Origin of the sequence: Candidatus Poriferisodalis multihospitum, from assembly GCF_028283155.1 — a bacterium.
GTDB classification, from domain to species: Bacteria; Actinomycetota; Acidimicrobiia; order Acidimicrobiales; family Poriferisodalaceae; genus Poriferisodalis; species Poriferisodalis multihospitum.
In genome coordinates this window covers 22,208-44,442 of the sequence record NZ_JAPYOK010000088.1, presented here as the reverse complement: position 1 = coordinate 44,442, position 22,235 = coordinate 22,208, and the positions used below count along the sequence as shown (strand labels likewise).

Here is a 22,235-nt window from a genome sequence, read left to right as displayed (position 1 = left end):
CGCATGCCGTTCACCGTCGGACTGTCCCAGCACGCCGATCCCGGCATCGCGACCGGCGAGATCGTGGGACGGGTGCTCGAGACGCTGGGAGTCCAACCCGATGTCGCCGTGCTGTTCACCTCGGGCGAGCACATGGGCAACACCGACGAGATCGCCGCGGCGGTGCTCGAGCTGCTCAACCCCGGTGCATTCATCGGCACCACGGCGGTCTCGGTGGCTGCGGGCGAGCGTGAGATCGAGGAAGAAACCGCCGCGGTGCTGTGGGTGGGAAGCCTGGGCGGCGGCAACGCGCCGCGGGCGCGCGCTCTCCGGCTGGGCGGGGTGCCCGATCCGGCTGCCGACGACGACGCGCTCGCGGCCGCGCTCGACGAAGTGCACGCCGCCGGCGATCTCTCGATGATCGTGCTGGCCGATCCGTACTCCTACCCCGTCGATGCCGCCCTCGGGCACTGGGCCGAGCGCTGGCCCGATGTGAGCGTGCTGGGCGGGCTGTCGTCTGGGGCACCCATGCCGGGCGGCAACCGCATCGTCGTGGACGGCGGCGTGCACCGCGACGGCGCTGCGGCCCTGATCGTGGGTGGCAGCGCCACCGTGACGCACCTGGTCTCTCAAGGCTGCCGCCCGATCGGCCAGCCCTACATCATCACCGAGGCCGAGGGCAACGTGGTGAAGTCGCTCGGGGGCATGCCGCCGTTCGAGCGGCTGCAGCAGGTGTTCTCCAAGCTCGACCCCGCTGACCAGCGCCTGGTGCAGCGAGGGCTGCACGTGGGCCGGGTGACCGACGAGCGCAAGATCGACTTCGAGCGCGGCGATTTCCTGATCCGCGGCGTGCTCGGCGCAGACCGTGAGAGCGGCGCCATTGCCATCGGCGACGAGGCGCCGATCGGCGCGACCGTGCAGTTTCATGTGCGCGACGCCGACACTGCCAACGAAGACCTGCGCGCCGCGCTCGCGCACTCGCCGCAGACCGAGGGCGCCCTGCTGTTCACGTGCAACGGCCGGGGCACCCACCTGTTCGACGCTCCCCATCACGACGCGTCGGCGCTCGTGGACCGGACGTCGGCCGAGGTGGCCGGCATGTTCTGCGCCGGCGAAATCGGCCCGGTCGGAGCGCGCTCATACGTGCACGGTTTCACCGCCTCGATGGCGCTGTTCTCTGACGCTGATGGGCAATGATGAACCCAGCCTCATGAATCCGGCGACATGAACACCACTCTCGAAGCACGGCAGATCAACACCATCCGGGCACTGGCGATGGATGCCGTGATGCGTGCCCGCAGCGGCCACACCGGCACGGCGATGGCGCTGGCGCCCCTGGCGCATGTGCTGTTCACCCGCATCCTGCGCTACGACGCCGCAGCACCAGATTGGCCCGATCGCGACCGGTTCATCCTGTCGGCCGGCCACGCCTCGATGCTCGTCTACGCCATGGCGCACCTAGTGGGCTACGGCGTCACGCTCGATGACATCCGAGACTTCCGCCAGCTCGGATCGATCACGCCCGGCCACCCCGAATACGGCCTCACGCCAGGAGTGGAGGTCACCACCGGCCCATTGGGGCAGGGCTTTGCCAACGCCGTTGGCATGGCGATGGCCGAGCGCGGCCTGCGCTCCCGCTTGGGCGCGGACTTGGTGGACCATCGCACGTTCGTGATCGTCAGCGACGGTGATCTGATGGAGGGCATCAGCCACGAGGCAGCATCGCTCGCCGGCCACCAGCAGCTCGGCCGCCTCGTTGCCGTCTACGACGACAACCACATCACGATCGACGGCAGCACTGAACTGGCGCTCAGCGACGACGCCGTCCGTCGCTTCGAGGCGTACGGCTGGCACCTTGCCGACCTCGGCGAGGCCGCCGAAGACACCGCCACTCTCGAGCAAGCGCTGCGCGAGGCCACGCTGGTCAGCGATCGTCCCTCGATGATCATCGTCCGCAGCCACATCGGCTACCCGATGCCGACGGCGGCCGACACCTCAGCCGCGCATGGCGCGATCACCGACGCGGACGAAATCGCTGCGGCCAAGCAGGCGATGGGCATGGACCCCGAAGCGACGTTCGCCCTCGACGACGACGTAGTGCAGGCCTACCGGTCAGCCGGTGCACATGGCGCAACCGAGCGCGTCGAATGGGAGGCTCGGCTCGCGGCCAGCGGCCACGATCGCGGCTGGCTCGACGCGCTGTGGTCGGCCGGCGCAGTGAACGGCGAGATGTCAGATCTTCCGACCTTCGAAGCCGGCACCCAGATGGCCACCCGGGTCGCCGCCAATCGGGTGCTCGACGCGTCGCTCGACACCGTGCCCGCCCTCATCAGCGGCGGCGCCGACCTGACCGGCAACACCGGCACCAACGTGGCCGCCGAGGTGCTGTCGGCCACCAATCCGGGTGGGCGCAAGCTCTACTTCGGCGTCCGCGAACACGCCATGGGTGCAGTGGCCAACGGCATGGCGCTGCACGGCGGCGTGCTGCCGGCAGTCGGCACGTTCCTGGTGTTCAGCGACTACATGCGGCCCGCTGTGCGGCTGGCGGCCCTGAGCGGCGCGAAGACTGTTTTCGTTTGGACGCATGACTCGATCGGCGTGGGCGAGGACGGGCCGACCCACCAGCCGGTCGAGCACGTCGCATCGCTGCGGGCGATCCCGGGCCTGTGCGTGATCAGGCCCGCCGACGCCAACGAGACGTCTCAGGCGTGGCAGATCGCGGTCGAGCGAGCCGGCCCGACCGCGCTGGTGCTGACACGCCAGAACGTCCCCGTGCTCGATGGCACCGACCGCCCATCGCAGGTCGCCCTAGGCGCCTACGTGCTGATCGACACCCCGGCGCCGGCGGTGATCTTGGCGGGCACCGGCAGCGAGGTGCAGTGCTGCACAGCCGCGGCCGCACTGCTCGCTGCTGACGGCATCGCCAGCTCGGTGGTGTCAATGCCGAGCTGGGATCTCTTCGAGGCCCAAGACGCTGAGTATCGAGCCGCCGTATTCCCGCAGGGCGTGCCGGTGCTCGGCGTGGAAGCGGGCTCGGCGATGGGCTGGGACCGCTACGCAGATGCCACTGTCACGATGAATCGGTTCGGCGCGAGCGCGCCGGGTGGCCACCTCATGGACCATTTCGGCTTCACCGCACCGGCCATCGCCGATGCAGCCCGCGCGCTGCTGTAGAACCTGAGCAGGCACGCGCACAGGAAGATCTTGATGACCGACGGTGGCAACGGCAGCACTACGAATGGGCGCTTACAGGGGCTGTACTCCGAGTGCGGGCAGAGTCCGTGGCTCGACAATCTCCGCCGGGGCTGGATCACCGGTGGCGAGCTGGACGCCTGGGTCGAACAGGGCATCCGCGGCCTCACGTCAAACCCGTCGATCTTCCAGAAGGCCATCGAGTCGTCGCCTGACTACGACGAGCAGTTCGGCGACCTCGTGTGCGGCGGCACTTCTGTTGACGACGCCTACTGGCAACTGGTCACCAGCGACATCCGGGGTGCCCTGAGGGCGCTCGAAGGGGTGCACGAGGCATCGGGCGGCACCGACGGATTCGTGTCAGTCGAGGTGGACCCGTCGCTCGCGCACGATCAGACGGCCACCACCCAGGCTGCCCGGGATCTGCACGAGGCCATCGCACGACCGAACCTGATGGTGAAGATTCCCGGCACGCTCGAAGGTCTCGGCGCCATTCGCCAGATGATCGCCGAGGGCCGCAGCATCAACGTGACACTCATCTTCTCCGTGGCTCGCTACGAGCAGGTGGCCGAGGCCTACCTGAGCGGGCTCGAGGATCGAGTAGCATCCGGCGTCGCGGACCTGTCGGGCGTGGCCAGCGTGGCCTCGTTCTTCGTGAGCCGCACCGACACCGAGGTCGACCGCCGGCTCGACTCGGTGGGCACACCCAGCGCGTTGGGCCTGCGGGGGCGCACCGCCGTGGCGCAGGCGCAGGCCGCCTACGGTCGCTTCGGCGAGATCTTCAGCGGGCCGCGCTGGGAACGCCTCGCAGCGCTCGGGGCCCAAGTGCAGCGTCCGCTGTGGGCGTCAACCAGCACGAAGAACCCGGCCTATCCCGACACGCTGTATGTCGACGAGCTCATCGGCCCGCACACCGTCAACACCATGCCCGACGACACCCTGGCGGCCTTCTGCGATCACGGCAAGCTGCGTCGCACCGTCGATGCCGACCAGTCCGCGGCCAGCTACGTGCTTGATGCCGTCCAGGAGCACGGCATCGATCTCGACGGCGTCGCCGACACGCTCGAGGCGCAAGGCGTCGCCGCATTCACGAAGAGCTTCGACGAGCTGCTGGTGTCGCTGCAGACGAAGGCCGATTCGCTCGCCTGACGGCTCGCCAGGCAGACGCGCTCGCCTGAATCGCGCGAGCTGGGCGGGTCGGTTGCAAACCGAAACTGACTGCCGTAGTGTGCGCGGCCGTGAAGACAGTCACGGGCCAGCCGAGCTGCTCCATCCAGGCGACCCTCGACATCGTGGGCGACCGCTGGACGCTGCTCATCCTGCGTGACCTGTTCCGCGGCGTGCGCCGCTTCAGCGCCATGCAGCACGACCTCGGCATCGCTCGCAACATGCTGGCCGACCGGCTCGGCCGTCTCGTAGACGCAGGCGTTGTCGCCAAGGAGCCTTACCAGCACCGACCGGTCCGGCACGACTACGTCCTGACTGCCAAGGGCCTCGACCTGTCGAACAGCCTGCTCGCGCTGATGGCCTGGGGCGACCGCTGGTGCCACGACGGCGATGCGCCCACCGTGCTGGTGCACGCCGACTGCGGGACACCGCTGGAGATCGCTACCCGGTGCCCCGGCTGCGACGAGCCGGTGAGCCCCACTCGCATCCGCAGCCGGTCCAGCCGCAGCGACGCGTCGCTTCGCGACCAAGCGCCCCCCGAGGGGCTGAGCGGCCACGAGGTCGCCGCTGCCGCCACCGCCTTTCAACAGCAGCCCACGAACGGAGGGGCCCTGTGACCATCATCGAACCGTCGCGTGGCGTGGACGATCCGGCGGCCAACGGCGCGTCGCCCAACGGCACTGCCGTGGCCCCGCAGCCCTCGGCGGCATCGCTGGCACTGGCTGCGCTGCCGCTCGGCGAGCTTGCCGAGCAGGCAGCGGCCGTGCGCGGCCAGGCGTTCGGCACGCGGGTGACCTACAGCCCGAAAGTGTTCATCCCGCTGACCATGCTGTGCCGCGACAAGTGCGGCTACTGCACGTTCGCACAGCCTCCCGCCCGGCTCGACTCGCCGTACCTGACGCCCGAGCAGGTGTTGGAGATCGCCGCCAGCGGTGCCCGGGCGGGCTGCCACGAGGCGCTGTTCACCCTGGGCGAGCGCCCCGAGCTGCGCTACCCCGCAGCGGCGGACTGGCTTGCTGAGCACGGCTGGGACTCCACCGTCCACTACCTGGTCGAGATGTGCCGTCTCGTGCGCGACGAGACCGGGCTGCTCCCCCATGCCAACCCGGGCGCCATGACCGCGAGCGAGCTGGCGGCGCTGCGCGAGGTGTCGCCCAGCCAGGGGATGATGCTGGAGTCGCTGAACCCCCACCTCGACTGCCACCGGGGATCGCCCGACAAGGAACCGGCTCGGCGGCTCGCCACGCTCGAAGCCGCCGGCGAGGGGGCCATTCCGTACACCACCGGGATCCTCGTGGGCATCGGCGAGTCGCTCGCCGACCGGCTGGCGGCGCTCGAGGCCATCGCCGCGAGCCACGCTCGCTGGGGCCACATCCAGGAAGTGATCGTGCAGAACTTCCTGCCCAAGGCGGGCACGTCGATGCACAACATGCCCGCCTGCCCGCCCGACGAGTATGCGCAGGCCATCGCGCTGGCACGGCTGATCCTCCCCGCCGACATCCACCTGCAGGCTCCGCCGAACCTCACCGAGGACTTTGGTGGGCTCTTGGAATGCGGCATCGACGACTGGGGCGGCGTCTCGCCGATCACGGCCGACCACGTCAACCCCGAGCGCCCGTGGCCGGCGCTCGATCGCCTGCGGGAAGTCACCGAAGCGCGGGAATTCACCCTCGCTCCCCGGCTCACGATCTACCCGGAATTCGCGCTGCAGCCCGAGCGCTGGCTGGCCGAGACCAACCGGTTCCCGGTGATGGATCGCTCCGACGCCGAAGGCCTCGGCCGTGACGACCCCGGCGGCCAGATGCCCGAACGCACCATGGAGAACCTCAACGCCGGCTCCGGCGCAGATGTCCTGGTGGCCGACGAGAACTCCACCCAGTGGTACTCAGGCGGCGCCGGTCACCTCCCCACGAACATCATGGGCGGCCCCTCGCATGCCCGCGGGGCTGTGCGCGAGGTGCTCGACGGGGTGATGGCCGGTCAACAAGTCGGCCATGAAGAGATCGTCACCCTGTTCTCCGCCCGCGGACCCGAGGTGGTCGCCGTCGGCGAGGTGGCCGACGAGCTGCGCCGCGAAGCCGTCGGCGACATCGTGACCTGGGTGCACAACCGCAACATCAACTACACGAACGTCTGCACGTTCAAGTGCAAGTTCTGCGGCTTCTCCAAGGGACCTCTGTCGCTGAACCTGCGCGGCACGCCCTACATGCTGACGCTGGCCGACATCCAGGAACGGGTGGTCGAGGCCGCCGAGCTGGGCGCCACCGAGGTGACGCTGCAGGGCGGCATCCACCCCAGCTTCGACGGCGATTACTACATCGACGTGTGCCGGGCCATTCACGATGTTGTGCCCGACATGCACCTGCACGGGTTCACGGCCCTCGAGGTCATCGAGGGGGCCAAGCGGCTCGGCGAGTCGCTCGTCGATTACTTGATGCGGCTCAAGGAAGCGGGGTTGAAGTCGCTGCCGGGCACTGCTGCAGAGATCCTCGACGACTCGGTGCGGGCGGTGCTGTGCCCAGACAAGATCAACACTGCCGAGTGGCTCGAATGCCACGAGGCGGCTCATGCCGTGGGCCTGCACTCGAACATCACGATCATGTTCGGATCGATCGAGCATCCGGAGAGCTGGGCGAATCACATCGTGGCCACCCGCGAGCTGCAGAAGCGCACGGGCGGGTTCACCGAGTGGGTGCCGCTGCCGTTCGTGCACATGGCCAGCCCGATCTACTTGCGCAAGGGCGCCCGGCGGGGCCCCACCTTCCGTGAGACGCTGCTGATGCATGCCGTGCCGCGGATTGCCTACCGGGGGCTCATCGACAATATCCAGGTGTCGTGGGTGAAGATCGGACCGCCGGGAGCCCGGCAGATCCTGCGGGCGGGCGCCAACGACATGGGCGGAACGCTGATGGACGAGAACATCTCGCGTGCTGCGGGCGCGCAGCATGGCCAGGGGCTTACCGAGCAGGACTTCCCCGAGGTGCGCAGCCGCATCCTGCGGCCCACCGACAACGCCACCGACCGCAAGCTCATCCCGCTCGAATCGCTCGGCAGTCGCGTCTAGCGACTGCGTCACCGGCGCGCCCGCCGTGGAGTCGGCAGGGCCCTCTGCGACCAGCGATCCAGCAGGTCGCAACGTCGCCGAGGGCCCTGCCGACTCCACAGCTTGAGCATCTGCATCTCGGCGCGGTCGTGGTTGGTTGGGTGGGGCGTACGCTGCGCGGTGAGATGAAGGCTTCTCTTGGGCGCTATGTGGCAGCCGGTGTGCTGCTCGTGGGCGTCGCGCTCATCGTGTGGACCGCCGTCGACGCGCCCGACGACGGCTCGGGCGTCGCCGAGGCCGTCAACGCGCAGTCCGCGACATCGCAGACCGCGCCGAGCGAGGCATCGCCGACGACGGCAACAGTTGAGGCTGCTCCGCCGGAGCCGGTGACAGCGACGACTGCCGCTCCGGTGCCGACGACAACGACCGAGGCGCCCGAGCCGATTCCGGTGCTTGGCACCGCCTTCACACTCAGCAAGCTCGACGGCTGGCTGAACACCGGGGCCACATCTCTGGAGGAGATCCGGGCAGACAACGAGATCACGGTGGTGCAGTTCTGGACGTTCGGCTGCCGGAACTGCAAGAAGACGCTCGACGCGTTGGCCCAACTACACGCGGACTTCCGGGATCGAGGCGTGGAGGTCGTGGGGGTCCACTCCCCCGAATTCGGCTACGAGGCCGATGTCGACAACATCATCGAGGCCGCTGCCGAACTCGGCGTGGTCTGGCCGATCGCTCTCGACACCACCAAGTACAACTTCCACGTCTGGCAGGAAGGCCCCACCGGTTACTGGCCCCGCGTCTATGTCATCGACAGCGACAACCAGATCCGCTTCGATCGCCGCGGCGACGGTGCGCACACCTACCGGGAGCTCTACGCAACCGTCGAGCGACTCCTCGCTGAGGCCTGACCGGCGGGCCAGCGGCCATGAGCACCATTTTCGACACCCTCACCGAGGGCATCGGGGTGATCACGTGGGCCTGCACGCTCACGGCCCTGGCGCCGGGGCTGGCGCTGGTGTTCGTTGCCCGCAGGGCGCGTCTCACAGTGGCGCTGTACTACACCGCAGGCGCTGCGTTCCTGGCCTGGGCGCAGGCAGCCGGGCACTGGTGGGTCTCGGCGCGAGGTGCAGCCGTGGTGATCGCCGGCGTCGTCGCCGCCGGCACCTACTCGGCGGCATGGCGGGCGCCTGGCCATTCGTCGCCGCTCGCCACCGGCGCAGGCCTCGTGGGCGGCGCGTTGGCAGGCTGGCTGTGGAGGCCTTGCGTCGGCGAACTCCTCGGCGACATCCTCAATGACGCCTCCACTGCCGGCCCACGCACGCTCGGGCTCATGTTCATCTACATGGTCGGCGTCTTGCTGCCGCTGCTGCTCATTGCCACGGCTCCCTATGCGGTGCCGGCTGTCGGCAGGCTGCTGAACCGGCTGCCGTTCGCCATCGCCGGCGCCCTGGTCGGCGCGGCCTACGCCGTGGCCTTGGCCATCGGCCAGTACGACGACCTCATCGGCGAGCTCTACCGCATCTCGAGCGGCAACTGAGCGGCCTGCTCGGTCAGGGCCGCTCATCAGCCGCTAGTCGTCGAACGCCTCTGACGCTCCCATCGACTCTCGCAGGATCGAGGCGGCCTTGATCGTGGCACGACGAGCTCGCGTGACGCTTCGTTCGAGCCGGGCGCGTTGGTCGCTGGTGTCGGCATCGGCGAGGGCGCCCTGCAGCAGCTCGATGCTGAGCTCGGCGAGTCGTTCGGCCGTGTCGTCGAGACGGTCTGCCAGCTCAGCGATCTCGTCATTCATGCCTGCGTGCCGCCATCCAGGTGCTCGGCCACGATCTCGAGCGGATGGCGGACGTCGAGGCCCACCGCTCGCAGGTGCAGCGTGCATCCGGGGTTTGCGCTGGCGACAACGCTCACACCGGTGCGCTCGATGGCGGCCGCCTTGCGCTCCCGTACTGCTCCGGCGACCTCGGGGTGCTGCTGGGAATAGGCGCCGCCTGCGCCGCAGCACAGGCCCTCGTCGTCGAGCTCCGCAATCTCGACATACCGCCCGAGCACAGCGCGCACTGGCAGATGCGCCTGCTGTACGTGACGCAGGTGACACGGATCCTGCACTGCTACCCGCTCCCGCGGCGTCGCGTCGCTGGCCATCGCGTCACTGGCGCTCGGACCGTCGGCATCCGGTGAGGTCGCCGCGCCCTCCGGCAGGTCGTCGATCCGCTCTGCCAGCCATTCGTGCACATCCTGCACGCGTCCAGCGAACTGGTGGGCCTCTTCGGTGCCCAGAAGGTGACCGTATTCCTTCATCGTGGCGCCGCAGCCAGCCGAGTCGATCAGGATCGGAGCCTCACCGGGCAGCGCCGCCATCACCCGGTGAGCGAGTCGCCGGGTGTCGGAGGCCAAGCCCGCGTGGAGGTGCAGCGAGCCGCAGCAGGTGGCCCCCGCCGGCGGCAAAGCGACACCGGCACCGGTTGCCTCGATCACGGCCTGCACGGCCCGGTGGGTGTCGCGCATCCACGCGTCCATGACGCATCCGGTGAACAGCCAGACATCGTCGCCGCTGGCGGTGAGCGGTGCCTGGCGCACCGGCACACGCGGCAGCGAGGCGGTCATGGCACCGAGTTGGCGAAACGGGCGTGCACGGCCCAAGAGGCTCAACAGGCGTATCAGGCCGAGCCGCTGAGACAGACCCAGCAGGCGGGATCCGAACCCGAGCAACCGGGGCATGCCCAATGCACGGTAAGCGAGCCGCCGCAGGCGAGGCTGGTAGCTGGTCTGGGATGCCAACGCCTCACGGGTGGCCTCCATCATGTGCCCGTAGTGCACGCCCGCCGGACATGCTGTCTCACAGCCGCGGCACTGGATGCAGGCGTCCATGAACTCCACAAACGCTGCATCGGCCTCGCCCCGCTCGGCGGCATCGCGCATCATGGCAATACGCCCCCGCGGCGATGCCGATTCCTCACCGGTCACGCGGTAGGTCGGGCAGTGCGGCAGGCACATGCCGCACGCCACACACGACGCGAGCGTGTCGCTGTCGATATCGAGCTGCAGCGGGAAAGAGTCAGAAGAACTCACTGCGCCCGACTGTTCGCCCACGGGGCTCACCATGCCCTCCGGCCGGGATTGAGCCGGTTGTCGGGATCCAACCGTTGTTTGAGCTGGTCCATCAGCACAGCATTGGCCGGCGCGACCGGTGCAGCGGGCACAGGTTCGTGCCGATGCACCAGACCGATGCCGACCTCGGCAATCCACCCGCCCGGCGTGCCGGCGAGCGCTCGCAGGTCCGAGGGCCGCATCGACTCGCGCCCGGCGGCGGGGATCGGCGGCCCGCCATTGGTGACACAGAAGCCCAGCGGCTCGACCTTGGCAGTCTCTGCAGCGACATCGGCTGCATCACCCTCCAGCAGGATCCAGGCGTGCGATCCGTTCCACAGGATGCTGCTGGGCCGGTACAGCAGGTCGAACGCCACAAAGGGATCGCCGTCGCCCTCCAGCCATTGCGCGGCAGGCGGCACCGGCAAGGTCCGCAGTATCACCTCGGCCAGCAGACCGAGCGTTCCCAGCGAGCCCACCAGCAGGCGGGCCAAGTCGTACCCGGAGACGTTCTTCACCGTGGGGCCGCCCGCAGTGACGACCTTGCCGGTGGCGTCAACGTGACGGGTCTGCAGCACGAGATCGCGCACATGCCCGTAACGAAGCCTCCGGTGTCCGCTGAAACCGCAAGCCAGCACCCCGCCCACGGTCGCCGCGTCATCGGCAGGGTCGAGCGGCACCATCTGGCCGGTTTGAGCGAGATGCGCCGCCAGCTGGGCCACCGTCGTGCCGGCACCGCAGCGAACCGTCATCTCCGACGGCTCGTGTTCCCACACGCCCGCAGGTGCTCGGACCTCACGCGTCCCCGCAAGCGGGACGCCGCCGACGTCCCAGTGAGTTTGGGCACCCACCACCGTGACCGGATCGCTGATGCCGATTTCGCCGGCAAACGCAGTCACCTCCGCTGCAATGTTCGCAGCCAGGCTGGCCCCGGCATCGGCCGACCCGGTGCTCGCTGCTGCCGGCGGCGAGCCGGCGCTGCTGGGCTGCGAACTCACACCCAGGCACCTTCGGGCACGTGCTGATGGAACGAATCACTGCAACGTGAGCCGGTCGGGATGATCTTGAGGGGGTTGGCGAGGCCGTCGGGATCGAACGTCTCCCGCACCACGTCCTGGGTGTACATGTCGTGGGCGCTGAACAGCATTCCCATGTAGTCGCGCTTCTCCAAACCGATTCCGTGCTCGCCGCTGAGCACCCCGCCGGCCTCGATGGAGGCCGCGACAATGTCGCGGCCAGCGGCCTTCACCCGCTCGTCCACGCCGGGCTGACGCCGATCGAACGCCAGGATCGGATGCAGGTTCCCGTCGCCGGCGTGGAAGACGTTGACGGCGATCAGCCCGTACGCATCAGCGATCCGGTACACCTTCTCGAGCACCTCGGTGAGCTTCGAGCGGGGCACGACCGTGTCGTGGAGGTAGTAATCGGGCTTGATCCGCGCCACCGCTCCGAAGGCGTTCTTGCGTCCCTTCCACAGCAGCGCCCGCTCCTCGTCGTCGGCCGCGACACGCACGTGGCCGACGTGATGCTTCAGCGCCACCTCGCGCACGATCTCCACACCGGCGTCGACTCCGCCCGGCAGACCGTCGAGCTCCACCAACAGCACCGCCGCGGCCCCGGTCGGGTAGCCGGCGTGGGCGAACGCCTCCACGATCTCGATGGCGCGCTTGTCCATCATTTCCAGGGCCGAGGGCACCAGCCCTGCGGCGATGATGGCACTGACGGCCGCCGAGCCTTCGCTGACATCGTCGAAGTCGAGCAGCAGCGTCCGCACAGCAGGCGCGTTCGGCGTCAGCCGCACTGCGGCCTTGGTGGCGATGCCCATGGTGCCTTCGGAACCCACGAACAGTCCGCGCAGGTCGAATCCCGCCGGCTCCGCCTCCACACCGCCCAAGATGGCGGTGTCGCCGGAGGGAAGCACCACCTCGAGCGCCGCGATGTGCGCCGTGGTCACGCCGTACGCCAAGCAGTGCGGCCCGCCGGAGTTGTTGGCGATGTTCCCGCCGATCGAGCAGACCTGCTGGCTCGAAGGATCGGGGGCAAAGTGAAAGCCCCGCGGCGTCAATGCTCGCGACAGATCCAGGTTCAGCACACCGGGCTCAACCCATGCCACCCGGTTGTCGATGTCAACCTCGATGATGCGATCCATCTTCGCCGTGGCAATCACCACCGGCCTGCCGACGGGCACTGCGCCCCCGGCTAGGCCGGTGCCTGAGCCTCGCGCCAGGAACGGCCGGCTGTGACGACGGCAGACACGCACGATCTGGGCGACTTCGGCGGCCGACTCGGGCAGGCACACGATCGCCGGCGGGCTGCCCTCGATCGAGCCGTCCCGGCTGTACAAACCCCGCTCGAAGTCGTTGTCGCGTGCACGGTCGCCGAGCACGCCACGCAGGTCGGCAAGCAGGGCCGCATCAGCCGCGTCGTCCTCAGAAGTCACGCCCCGACCGTACCGTAGGCTCGGCGCGGATGGCTTCTGATATCGGCGTGGGTCCCGATGGCTGGAGCTTGGGCGACGACTCTCGGGAGTGGCTGTCGCTGGAAGATCCGCTCGAACATCGCACGTGGCTGTTTGATGTGACGTTCCTCGCCAGCGCCTGGACGTGCATCTACGGCGCCGGCTGCCCCGGCATCGACGGCGACCCGGCCCCCGAGCTGGAGCTGGGCTGCTGCACCCATGGCGCCTATCTCAACGGCGACGATGACCTCGCGCACGTCCGGCAGATGATCGCCGAGCTCGACGCCGAGCTCTGGCAGCACCGCCGCGACCCCGCAGAGGCGCTCTGGCAGGACAGCGAGGGCTGGTGGCGCACCCAGGTAGTCGACGGTGCGTGCGTGTTCGCGAACCGGGCTGACCACCCCGCGGGCGCGGGCTGCGCATTCCACCTGCTGGCTGAGCGCACCGGCCGGCGGCCCATGGACACGAAGCCCGAGATCTGCTGGCAGGCACCGCTGCGCCGCGAAGACCATGAGACCGTCACCGGCCACGTCTACACGATGGTGCGGGAGTGGGAGCTGCGCGACTGGGGCGGCCCCGACACCGACGTCGCCTGGTGGTGCACGTCGGCGGCCCAGGCCCACGTCGGCAGCGAGCCTGTGTTCAGGGCGCTCTGCGACGAGCTGACGGCGATCTGCGGGCCGACGATCTACGCCGAGCTGCGCACCCGACTCGACCAGCGCACAGCCTCGACCCAACTGCTCCCCCACCCAGCCGTCCGCCGCGCTAGCGGCTAGCTAAGCGCTCTCGCGCTGGGGGGCCCCGGTGTTGGCGTCGGACTCAGGGTCGGCGTCGGCATCGAAATCGGCGTACTTGGCCTCGAGATCCGAATAGTCGTCGTACTTGTCGGCAAGGTGACCGTACTGATCGTCGGGCGCCGATTCCTCGTCGTCGAACTCCACCCCGAAACGGTCGGAGTTGTCGAAGTCGTAGTCCTCGATGGTGAACCGCTCCGCCGTGGCCCGCTGGAACTTGCGCGCCTCCTCATAGCGGCGATGTCGACCCTTCTTCACCGGCTGGCTCCTCGTGCTCGACTGCGAGGCTTCGCTTGCCTGCATCCGGATATGCCCCCATCCGCGCCGGAGAGGGCATCTGTGTTCTACGAAGTGCCCTGCCACCCTACCGTTTGGGGCGCGATGCTGCGTGTCATTGGGCTGCGTGTCATTCGCACTGTTCAGGCACCTTGCGGGGCCGCGACTCGAGCTGCAGGCCGGCCGACGGATCGAACGCAAGTGCGGCCTCGCCGGCCAGCAGCGACCTGATCCCGTCGCCCACCACTTCGGCCCTCCAGCCCGAGCTCAGCTTCGAGGCCGGATCGCCCGCGAGCAGCGCGGCGATGTCCGAACGGGTCGCCAGCAGGCTGCGATCGATGCCCTCGGTGCGTGCCACCTCGTCGACCCAGGCGCCCACGAGGGGAACGGCCGGCTGCAGTGCCGCATCCACGTTGGGCCCCGCCGGCAGCGCACTGGCTGGGATGTCGCCTGGCGCCATGTCGAGACCGCGCTGCACCTCAGCCATGATCCGGTCACCAGCCGCACCGCGGAACTGGCCGCTGTCCACCCCCCGCAAGCCGCCGAGGTCATCGATGCTGCGGGGGCGACGCTGAGCGATCGACAGCAGCGCCATGTCCGACAGCACGAAGCGCACCGGGATGTCCCGCTCGCTGGCCGTTCGCTCGCGCCAGGCAGCCAGCCGGTACGCGACCGCTCGCTGGGGCCCGCGCAACTGGCGTGCCCCCTTGATCCGGGTCCACGCTTGGGCAGGATCCGGCGGCGGACCGGGAGGTCGGCGCCACTGCTCGCACTCGTCGAGCGCCCATTGCCAGCGATCCCGCGCCGTCAGGCGGGAGCGCAACTCGTCGAGCAGGGGGATCAGGTACGCCACGTCGTCGGCTGCGTAGCGCTGCTGAGCCGGTCGCAGCGGCCGCTCGAACCAGTCAGTCAGGCGGTTGCCCTTGGCCAGCCGAACACCGAGCAGGCGGTCGGTCAGCGCCGCCAGCGACGGTGTGCTCATGCCCAGAAAGCCAGCGGCCACCTGTGTGTCGAAGAGCTTCGACGGGATGGCGTCGCACTCCTGGGACAGCACCTCGATGTCCTGCGCGCACGCGTGCATGACCACTAGGACGTCGGCCGCCAGCACAGCCCCCAGCACTGCGACACCGGTGGTGGTGGGATCGATGAGCGCGATCCGCTCGCCGAACGCAATCTGCACCAGCGCCAACCGCGGTCTGTAGCTGCGCTCACGGTGAAACTCGGTGTCCACGGCCACGCAGTCGGCCGCCAGCAGATCGACGACCAGAGCGTCGAGATCCGCTTGCGTGTCCACCCACTCGTACGGTGATGCATCCCGGCGAGACGAGTCGCTGCGGCGCCGATCGCTGCGAGACGATTCGTGGCGAGACGAGCTGCGGCGAGGTCGGTCACGCGAGGGTGCCATGCGCGTCAGCCCGCTCCCGGCTGGGCCGCTTCACGAGCCGCCAATGCCGCTTCGGCTGCAGCGAGATCGGCAGGCGTGTTCACGTTCAGCACATCGAACGGGTTCACCGGCACGGTCGGGACGCTCTCGATGTCGAAGGCTTCCTTCGGCCCTCGCGCACCGGCCTGCAGCCCTGCCCTCAGCATCGAGAGCGACTCGCGGGCATAGTGGCCGATGAGGGGCTCGGGGCGGTCGCTGTGAGCCAGCACCACCGGCGCGCCTGTGCTGCGGGCGCGCTCAACCAGGGCGGCAAGCAGCTCAGCAGGCACCGTCGGCACGTCGGTTGGACAGACGAGCACATCGCCGTGGCGCTCCAGCGCATCGATCAGGGCCGAGAGAGGCCCGGCTCGCGGCGAGCTGTCGGGTTCGGCCACGAGCGGCGGCGGCGGACTGCCGCCCTGCGCCACGACAGGGTCTGCTCCCGCGGCCGAGAGCGCATCGGCGACCCACAAGGCCAGCGGCCGGCCCGCCAGTTCGAGGCCGGCCTTGTCGCTGCCCATGCGCGTGGATGCGCCGCCGCACAGCACGACGCCGGCGGGCTTCACGCCTGCGGCCACTCACCCGTGGACGGCTCGCCTCCGGGGTCGAGCTGCATCAGGAAACCAGCACACCGGTCGGCCTCGTCGTGTTCGCCGATGGCAGCTGCGCACCGACCCAGGCCCAGCAGCGACCACAGGAAGCCAGTGTTGGTGTGTTCCGCCCAGCGGACGTAGCCGCTCCCCCGCCAGCCGGCGGCGCGCAGCGCGTCAAGTCCCCGGTGGTATCCCACCCTGCAGTAGGCGTACGCCTCGATGTGGCGGCCCTCGCTCGCCGCCCAGCGCCCCAGTTCCGCCCAGGCCTCCAGCAGCCGCGGCCAGCGGGCTGCCACCTCCGCTAGCGCAGCACCCTGTTCAGCCGCTCCTAGAGCCATCGCCGCTTCCCATGCCGCAATGGCGGCCGGAGGGGCCGGATCCAGCACCGTCTCGGGCAAGCCGCCCGGACGCAGATCTATAGGTGTGGCCGCCATGCGTGGAACCTCGGGAAGCGTCGTATCAGCCACTTGGACTCTACTGAGCGCCTTGCCGTCGGCTCGGGAGCGATCCCCGGGCACCGCGGGGGCGCTGCGTACTCTCTGTTGGAGTGCTGCCCGAATGGCTCGATGCCGACCGCTTGAGCATCGCTCTGGTCGGCGGGATCGCCGCATTGGCCGTGGCGGCCTTCGTTGCGCTCCGGTTGATACGCCGGCTGGTGCTGGCCGTGCTCATCTCTGCTGTGCTGGTGGGCGGAGCAGCAGTGCTGGCCGTGCAGTGGTCGGGGCTGCGGGACTGCCAGGAGACCTGCTCTTGCGAGGTCTTCGGTCGCCCGGTGCAGGTGCCCCAGAACCCCTTGTGCGGGCCTGACCGCATCGACCCCTCCCGCATCGACGTCGATATCGACATCGACACAGGTTGACGCCTATCGGCTCAGCCTCCGTCAAGGCACGCGCATGGCGCGCAGGTTGTCGGTGGCGTGCGACTCAGGGCTCGAGCCCGACACCACCACCACCATGTCGCCGCTTCGCACCACGCCGGTGCGTGCCGCCGCGTGCACCGCCTCAAGTGCCGACTCGGCCGGGGTGAGGCGTTCGCCGAAGACCAGCGGGCGCGTCCCCCACGAAAGCGAGAGCTGCATCGCGGTGCGAGGCTCGGGCGTCAGGCCCAGCAGCGGCATCGACGGGCGGAACCGGGCCATGCTGCGGGCAGTGAACCCCGAGCGGCTCAGGCAGATGATGGCCTGTGCACCCAGCTCGGTCGCCAGCCTCGACGCCGATTGGGTGATGCCGTCAGTCACCCGCAGGTAGTCGGCAGCACGTTCATCCAGCCTGCGCACCGACAGCAGCCGGTTCCACCACGCCTCGTAGTCGAAGCGCTCGTCAGCTCGCTCGGTGATGCGGGCCATAGTGCGCACGGCGTTCACGGGATCGTGGCCGATGGCCGTCTCGCCGCTCAGCATCACCGCAGACGTGCCGTCGAACACTGCGTTCGCGATGTCGGAGGCCTCCGCCCGTGTCGGCACCGGCGAGTGCAGCAGCGATTCCAGCATCTGTGTCGCGGTGATGGCCGGCCGGCCATGCGCGACACAGGCCTCGATGATCCGCTTCTGCAGGTGCGGCAACTCCTCGATGTCGCACTCTGCGCCCAGGTCGCCACGAGCCACCATCACGGCCGATGAGGCTTCGATGATCCCGTCGAGGTTCTCCACGGCGGCGTTGGTCTCGATCTTGGCCACCAGCAGCGGGCCGCGTGGGTGAGGCTCGACGCCCAAGCGTCGCATGTCGTGTGCGGAGCGGACGAAGGACAGCGCGACCATGTCGGTGCCCAGATCGATGAACGTGTCGGCCAGCTTCAGATCCTGCTGTGTGGGCGTGCTCATGCGCATCTTGGATGAGTCGACATGGAGGCCCGGCCGGCCTTCGAGATGCCCGCCATGCAAAACGCGGGTCTTGAGGGCATTGGAGGCACGGTCCTCCACCACCAGCACCACGTTGCCGTCGCCGAACGACAGCCGGTCGCCAGGTCCCACGTCGGTGAGCAGGCCCTCGTAATCGACGACGAGCCGGTCGGCCGTGCTGGCGTCGCCGTCGATCGCGAGCGAGAGCACGGCGTCTTCGGTGACGTCGCAGCCGCCTTCGGGGAACGGCTTGCAGCGCACCTTGGGGCCCGGCAGGTCCACGAGGATCCCGATATGCCGGCCCGAGTCCTTTGAGACAGCACGCAGCCGCCGGAACGTCTCGACCTGCTCGTCAAGCGTGCCGTGGGCGAGCCCGAGACGCCAGACGTCGACGCCCGCTTCGATCATGGCGGTCGTGGTCGCCTCGTCGTTGCAGGCTGGCCCGACGCTGGCGATGATCTTGGTCCGTCTTGCCATGTGCTACCACGGTACCGCTCTCGTCAAGGCAGCCAGCCATGGATTTCGCCATCTAGGGTCACCCGCCGTGGAACTCTTCTTCGTCCGCCACGGCCAGCCAGAACGTGTCGTGCGGCACGATGGTCAGCCCGCTGATCCGCCGCTGTCGGAGATCGGCCGTCAGCAGGCCGCTGCGGTCGCCGGGTGGCTCGCCGAGATGGGCATCGATGCCCTGTACGGCAGCCCGATGCGGCGGGCGCTGCAGACGGCCCAAGCGATCAGCGACGCCACCGGCCTGCAGCCGACGGTGCGCGACGGGCTGAGCGAATTCGACCGTGACTCCCCCGCCTATGTCCCGATGGAGGTGTTGAAGGAAACCGACCGGGAGCGCTGGGACGAGCTGGCAACCGGCTCGTTCAGCGACGCAGAGCGCTCGGCTCAGTTCATCGCCACGGTCAACGAGGCGGTGGACCGGATCGTGGCCGACCACCGCAGCCAGCGGGTGGCGCTGGCGTGCCACGGCGGCGTGGTGAATGCGTACCTGGCGCGCTGCCTCGGATTCGAGGCGGACACCTTCTTGAAGTTCGACGTCGACTACACGTCGGTCACACGAGTCTTTGCGTCCAGCCACGGCCACCGCAGCGTGCTGTCCGTCAACGAGCGCACCCACCTGCGAGGTCGCCCAGACCTGGCTATCGGCCTGTAGCCCGCGCTGGCGGCCTTGGCCGCACGGCTGCTCGCTGGCCTAGTTGAGCTGGGCCCACAAGCGCGTCGCCGCGTGCCGCAGGTGCTCGCCGTCGCGGCCGCCGAACCGGTCTGCGGCGTCTTCCAGCGCTCGTGCGCCCTCGTCGGGCCGTCCCAGCGTCGCGAGCGCTTGGCTGAGGCGCAGGAACTCGTCGGGCGGGCAGCCCGGCAGCTTGGTCAGCAACTCCAGCACGGCCAGCAGCGATGGCGCATCGGGTTGGCGCAGGTGCAAGGTGCGCAGGTTGTTCAGCATGCGCAGCAGGATCGCCTCAGGCGGTGTCGGCTGCAGGAAGGAGTCGTCGAATGCCTGGCGTGACTCGAAGCGGGCGAAGATCGCAGCGGCACCGGCCCGGTCGATGAGGCGACCTTCGAAGGCGTCGATGAACATGCCGGCATCCGGCGTGCCCACCAAGAAGTGCCCGGGCATGCCGACCCCGTGCAGCTCCAGTCCGGCACGGCGTGCCACTTCGATGGTCACGACAGCGAGCGTGATCGGGATGCCCAGCCGCCGCGAGACCACCAGGTCCAGGTAGCTGTTGGCAGGATCGGCGAATCTCCCGCGGTTCGGGCCGAAGCCCTCGGTGCCGAAGAGCAGATCGACGACCGCTTCGGGGATGGGTTCGCGCACAGCGGCGCCGAGACGGTCCAGTTCGGCCAGCGCCGCAGCCTCATCAACCGGATCGGTCCGGCAGTGAGCGGCGATGGCTAAGGCCGCACGGTCGAGCGGTACTGGCTCGGTGGCCGCCCACTCGGCGAAGGCGTCCGCTGGCGACAGGTGATCGCCTGACTGATCTTCTGCCCATTCGCCATCTGACATCGACGTGACGGTAGCGGTGACAGCGCTTGGCGCCATCTAGGCAGCGGCACCGCGCCAGCCCATGGTTCTGGCAGGCGAGCAGCGATACTTGCACTGTGACGTCGCGACATCCGTACCTGGACGGACCGGGTCCGGTGCCGATAGCCCACCGCGGCGGCAGCGCGGTGTGGCCGCAGAACACCATGGCCGCCTTCGAAGGCGCCGTCGGCCTCGGCTACCACCACCTCGAAACCGACGTGCAAGCTACCTCCGACGGGGTGCTGGCCGTCTTCCACGACGATGAGCTCGCCCCCACCTCCGACGGCACCGGGCGCATCTCGGAGATGACCTGGACCGAGGTGTCCCGGGCACGGGTCGACGGCGAGCCGATCCCCCGGCTCGAGGAGCTGCTCGACGCCTTCGACGACGTGCGCATCAGCATCGATCCCAAGACCGACGCCGCCGTCGAGCCGCTCATCGAGGCACTGCGGCGGCCGGGCGTGCTGGAACGCGTGTGCATCGGCTCGTTCTCCGACGAACGGCTGGAGCGGGTGGATCAAGCCTTCGGCGACGCAGTGTGCCTGAGCTTCAGCCCGCAAGAGATCGCTCGCCTCCGGATGCTGAGCATCGCCGGACTGCCGGCGCGGAAGCGCCGCCCGGCGCGGGCAAGGTCGGCCGGCCGCACGCCACCCAACCGTCCCTTCCGGGGGCGAATCGCGTCGATCCCGTTGCGGCGGGGTCCGATCCCGCTGGCAACCCGCCGGCTGGTCGACTATGCACATCGGGCCGGATTGGCTGTGCACGTGTGGACCATCGACGACCCGGCCGAGATGGGCCGCCTGCTCGACATCGACGTCGACGGCATCATGACCGACGAGCCCAGAGTCCTGCTTGAGGTCATGGCGAAGCGGGGCGCCTGGCCCGCAGACGACGGGGCCGGCGCATGAGCACCCGCGCCATCGATGCCGGGCTGATCGACGAGCTGACGGGAATCGTCGGAGCAGCACACGTCCTGCAGGACCCGGAGATGACCGCCGGCTACAGCATCGATTGGACCCGCCGTTTCGCCGGCGCGACGCCGCTGGTGATCCGACCTGGCGACACCGCCGAGACCGCCGCCGTGATGAGTTCGCTGGCAGCTGCCCGGGTGCCCGTCGTGCCCCAAGGAGGCAATACCGGCCTCGTCGGCGGCAGCGTGCCGCTCGCCGGTGAAGCAGTGCTGTCGACACGGCGGTTGAACGTCTGCGAACCGGTGGACGAGCTCGCGTCGCAGGTGACGCTGGGTGCCGGAGTGACATTGGCCGATGCCCAAGCGCACGCGGCCTCGTCGGGCCTCAGCGTCGGCGTGGACCTTGCAGCGCGCGACTCGGCCACCATCGGCGGCATGGTCGCCACCAACGCGGGCGGCATCAACGTGCTGCGCTACGGCGCCATGCGAGCCCAGGTAGTCGGCATCGAAGCGGTGCTCGCCGACGGCACGGTCGTGAGCCACCTGGCCGGCCTGGAGAAAGACAACACCGGGTACGACCTCGGGAGCCTGCTGGCAGGCAGCGAGGGCACGCTCGGCATCATCACGCAAGTGCGCCTGCGACTGCACCCCACCCAGCCTGAGCGCGCGACCGCCCTGTTGGCGTTCGAGACAGCAGCCGATGCCGTCAGCGCAGCCGCTGTGCTGCGCCGCAGCGTCGCCTCGCTGCACGCGCTGGAAGCTGTCTTCGAGGGGGCCATGGCGCTGGTTTCACGCCACCTCGGCGTTGCCCCGCCGGTTGGCAGCCTCGGCGACGAGTCGCATCGCAGTCCGGCTGGCGACAGAGCGTGGCTGATCGCCGAAGCCGCGGCGCGAAGCGATCCCAGCGATGAGCTCGGCGCTGCAGTCGAAGAGGTCGACGATCTCGTCGTCGATGCGGCGGTGGCGCTCGATCCCGCTGCCCGCCAGCGGCTCTGGGCCTTCCGCGAGAACGTCACCGAAGCGATCTCGGCGGCCGGCATCCCGCACAAGCTGGATGTGACCCTGCCTGCGGCCCGCCTCGCCGAGTTCGTCGACGGCGTGCCCGACGTGGTCCGCGCCACGGATCCCGACGCCCAGCCGCTGCTGTTCGGCCACCTCGGCGACGGCAACGTGCACGTCAACGTGCTGGGTCCCGGCGGTGCCGAACCGGCCGACGAGGTGGATGACGCGGTGCTGCGCTACGTCGCCGAACTCGGCGGCAGCATCTCAGCGGAGCACGGCATCGGCACCGCCAAACTCGCCCAGCTGCACCTCAACCGCAGCAAGGCCGAGTTGGCTGCCTTCGGCGCCATCAAGCGGGCGCTCGACCCCGTCGGCCTGCTCAATCCCAACGTCCTGCTGCCCTGAGCGACAGTCGGTTCAGCCTCTAGCGTTCGAG

At 69.3% G+C, this 22,235-nt stretch carries 22 protein-coding genes; 12 read left to right on the top strand and 10 right to left on the bottom strand.

Annotation, left to right across the window (positions count from 1 at the left end):
- The first annotated feature begins 3 nt into the window (after positions 1-3).
- From VI480_RS08905 to VI480_RS08875, 7 genes are all read left to right on the top strand, one after another.
- The gene (locus VI480_RS08905) at positions 4-1,176 is read left to right on the top strand and encodes an FIST signal transduction protein (protein WP_323672479.1); all 1,173 of its coding nucleotides are present in this window, start codon (positions 4-6) and stop codon (positions 1,174-1,176) included.
- 27 nt (positions 1,177-1,203) lie between these two features.
- Complete coding sequence (gene tkt, locus VI480_RS08900) at positions 1,204-3,153, top strand: transketolase (protein ID WP_323672478.1); 1,950 nt, start codon at positions 1,204-1,206, stop codon at positions 3,151-3,153.
- Positions 3,154-3,186: 33 nt separating this feature from the next.
- The gene (gene tal / locus VI480_RS08895) at positions 3,187-4,320 is read left to right on the top strand and encodes a transaldolase (RefSeq protein ID WP_323672477.1); all 1,134 of its coding nucleotides are present in this window, start codon (positions 3,187-3,189) and stop codon (positions 4,318-4,320) included.
- Between the two features lie 89 nt (positions 4,321-4,409).
- Positions 4,410-4,955 (top strand): helix-turn-helix domain-containing protein, encoded by a 546-nt coding sequence (locus VI480_RS08890; protein WP_323672476.1) that lies wholly within the window; start codon positions 4,410-4,412, stop codon positions 4,953-4,955.
- Positions 4,952-7,402 carry a 5-amino-6-(D-ribitylamino)uracil--L-tyrosine 4-hydroxyphenyl transferase CofH gene (gene cofH / locus VI480_RS08885; RefSeq protein ID WP_323672475.1) on the top strand — a complete coding sequence of 817 codons (2,451 nt, stop codon included), beginning with the start codon at positions 4,952-4,954 and terminating at the stop codon, positions 7,400-7,402. The genes VI480_RS08890 and cofH overlap by 4 nt, the downstream gene beginning before the upstream one ends.
- A 164-nt stretch (positions 7,403-7,566) precedes the next feature.
- The gene (locus VI480_RS08880) at positions 7,567-8,292 is read left to right on the top strand and encodes a redoxin domain-containing protein (RefSeq protein WP_323672474.1); all 726 of its coding nucleotides are present in this window, start codon (positions 7,567-7,569) and stop codon (positions 8,290-8,292) included.
- A 17-nt stretch (positions 8,293-8,309) separates the two neighbouring features.
- Positions 8,310-8,921 (top strand): hypothetical protein, encoded by a 612-nt coding sequence (locus VI480_RS08875; protein WP_323672473.1) that lies wholly within the window; start codon positions 8,310-8,312, stop codon positions 8,919-8,921.
- Between the two features lie 33 nt (positions 8,922-8,954).
- On the opposite strand, the gene VI480_RS08870 is transcribed toward VI480_RS08875, so the two are convergent.
- The 4 genes from VI480_RS08870 to VI480_RS08855 are packed head-to-tail and all read right to left on the bottom strand — an operon-like array spanning position 8,955 to position 12,911.
- Positions 8,955-9,176, bottom strand: a complete 222-nt coding sequence (locus VI480_RS08870) for a hypothetical protein (RefSeq protein WP_323672472.1) — start codon at positions 9,174-9,176, stop codon at positions 8,955-8,957.
- On the bottom strand, positions 9,173-10,453 hold the full coding sequence (locus VI480_RS08865; protein WP_323672471.1) for a (Fe-S)-binding protein: 1,281 nt from the start codon (positions 10,451-10,453) through the stop codon (positions 9,173-9,175). Before VI480_RS08865 ends, VI480_RS08870 begins: the two co-directional genes overlap by 4 nt.
- Positions 10,454-10,479: 26 nt before the next feature.
- Positions 10,480-11,469, bottom strand: a complete 990-nt coding sequence (locus tag VI480_RS08860) for an FAD-binding oxidoreductase (protein ID WP_323672470.1) — start codon at positions 11,467-11,469, stop codon at positions 10,480-10,482.
- Positions 11,466-12,911, bottom strand: a complete 1,446-nt coding sequence (locus tag VI480_RS08855; RefSeq protein ID WP_323672469.1) for an FAD-binding oxidoreductase — start codon at positions 12,909-12,911, stop codon at positions 11,466-11,468. Before VI480_RS08855 ends, VI480_RS08860 begins: the two co-directional genes overlap by 4 nt.
- Positions 12,912-12,940: 29 nt before the next feature.
- Here VI480_RS08855 and VI480_RS08850 point away from each other — a divergent pair, with 29 nt between their 5' ends.
- Positions 12,941-13,705 carry a hypothetical protein gene (locus VI480_RS08850; protein ID WP_323672468.1) on the top strand — a complete coding sequence of 255 codons (765 nt, stop codon included), beginning with the start codon at positions 12,941-12,943 and terminating at the stop codon, positions 13,703-13,705.
- Here VI480_RS08850 and VI480_RS08845 read toward each other — a convergent pair whose 3' ends face one another.
- From VI480_RS08845 to VI480_RS08830, 4 genes are all read right to left on the bottom strand, one after another.
- Entirely contained in the window at positions 13,706-13,981 is a 276-nt protein-coding gene (locus VI480_RS08845; protein WP_323672467.1) for a hypothetical protein, read from the bottom strand.
- Between the two features lie 148 nt (positions 13,982-14,129).
- A complete protein-coding gene (locus VI480_RS08840; protein WP_323672466.1) occupies positions 14,130-15,293 on the bottom strand; it encodes a ribonuclease D in 1,164 nt (387 codons plus the stop codon).
- Between the two features lie 116 nt (positions 15,294-15,409).
- On the bottom strand, positions 15,410-15,988 hold the full coding sequence (mobA, locus tag VI480_RS08835) for a molybdenum cofactor guanylyltransferase (RefSeq protein ID WP_323672465.1): 579 nt from the start codon (positions 15,986-15,988) through the stop codon (positions 15,410-15,412).
- Complete coding sequence (locus VI480_RS08830; protein ID WP_323672464.1) at positions 15,985-16,449, bottom strand: DUF3151 family protein; 465 nt, start codon at positions 16,447-16,449, stop codon at positions 15,985-15,987. The genes mobA and VI480_RS08830 overlap by 4 nt, the downstream gene beginning before the upstream one ends.
- A 113-nt stretch (positions 16,450-16,562) precedes the next feature.
- Between VI480_RS08830 and VI480_RS08825 the strand changes: the two genes are divergently transcribed.
- A complete protein-coding gene (locus tag VI480_RS08825) occupies positions 16,563-16,874 on the top strand; it encodes a hypothetical protein (protein ID WP_323672463.1) in 312 nt (103 codons plus the stop codon).
- A gap of 21 nt (positions 16,875-16,895) precedes the next feature.
- Here VI480_RS08825 and pyk read toward each other — a convergent pair whose 3' ends face one another.
- Positions 16,896-18,329 (bottom strand): pyruvate kinase, encoded by a 1,434-nt coding sequence (pyk, locus tag VI480_RS08820; protein ID WP_323672462.1) that lies wholly within the window; start codon positions 18,327-18,329, stop codon positions 16,896-16,898.
- Positions 18,330-18,396: 67 nt separating this feature from the next.
- On the opposite strand from pyk, the gene VI480_RS08815 reads away from it, so the two are divergent.
- Positions 18,397-19,014, top strand: coding sequence for a histidine phosphatase family protein (locus VI480_RS08815; protein ID WP_323672461.1), 618 nt, complete (start codon positions 18,397-18,399; stop codon positions 19,012-19,014).
- A gap of 39 nt (positions 19,015-19,053) precedes the next feature.
- Here VI480_RS08815 and VI480_RS08810 read toward each other — a convergent pair whose 3' ends face one another.
- Complete coding sequence (locus tag VI480_RS08810) at positions 19,054-19,869, bottom strand: transglutaminase-like domain-containing protein (RefSeq protein WP_323672460.1); 816 nt, start codon at positions 19,867-19,869, stop codon at positions 19,054-19,056.
- 95 nt (positions 19,870-19,964) lie between these two features.
- On the opposite strand from VI480_RS08810, the gene VI480_RS08805 reads away from it, so the two are divergent.
- Both VI480_RS08805 and VI480_RS08800 read left to right on the top strand, forming a co-directional pair.
- The gene (locus tag VI480_RS08805; RefSeq protein WP_323672459.1) at positions 19,965-20,795 is read left to right on the top strand and encodes a glycerophosphodiester phosphodiesterase; all 831 of its coding nucleotides are present in this window, start codon (positions 19,965-19,967) and stop codon (positions 20,793-20,795) included.
- On the top strand, positions 20,792-22,204 hold the full coding sequence (locus VI480_RS08800) for an FAD-binding oxidoreductase (protein ID WP_323672458.1): 1,413 nt from the start codon (positions 20,792-20,794) through the stop codon (positions 22,202-22,204). The genes VI480_RS08805 and VI480_RS08800 overlap by 4 nt, the downstream gene beginning before the upstream one ends.
- Positions 22,205-22,235 lie beyond the last annotated feature (31 nt).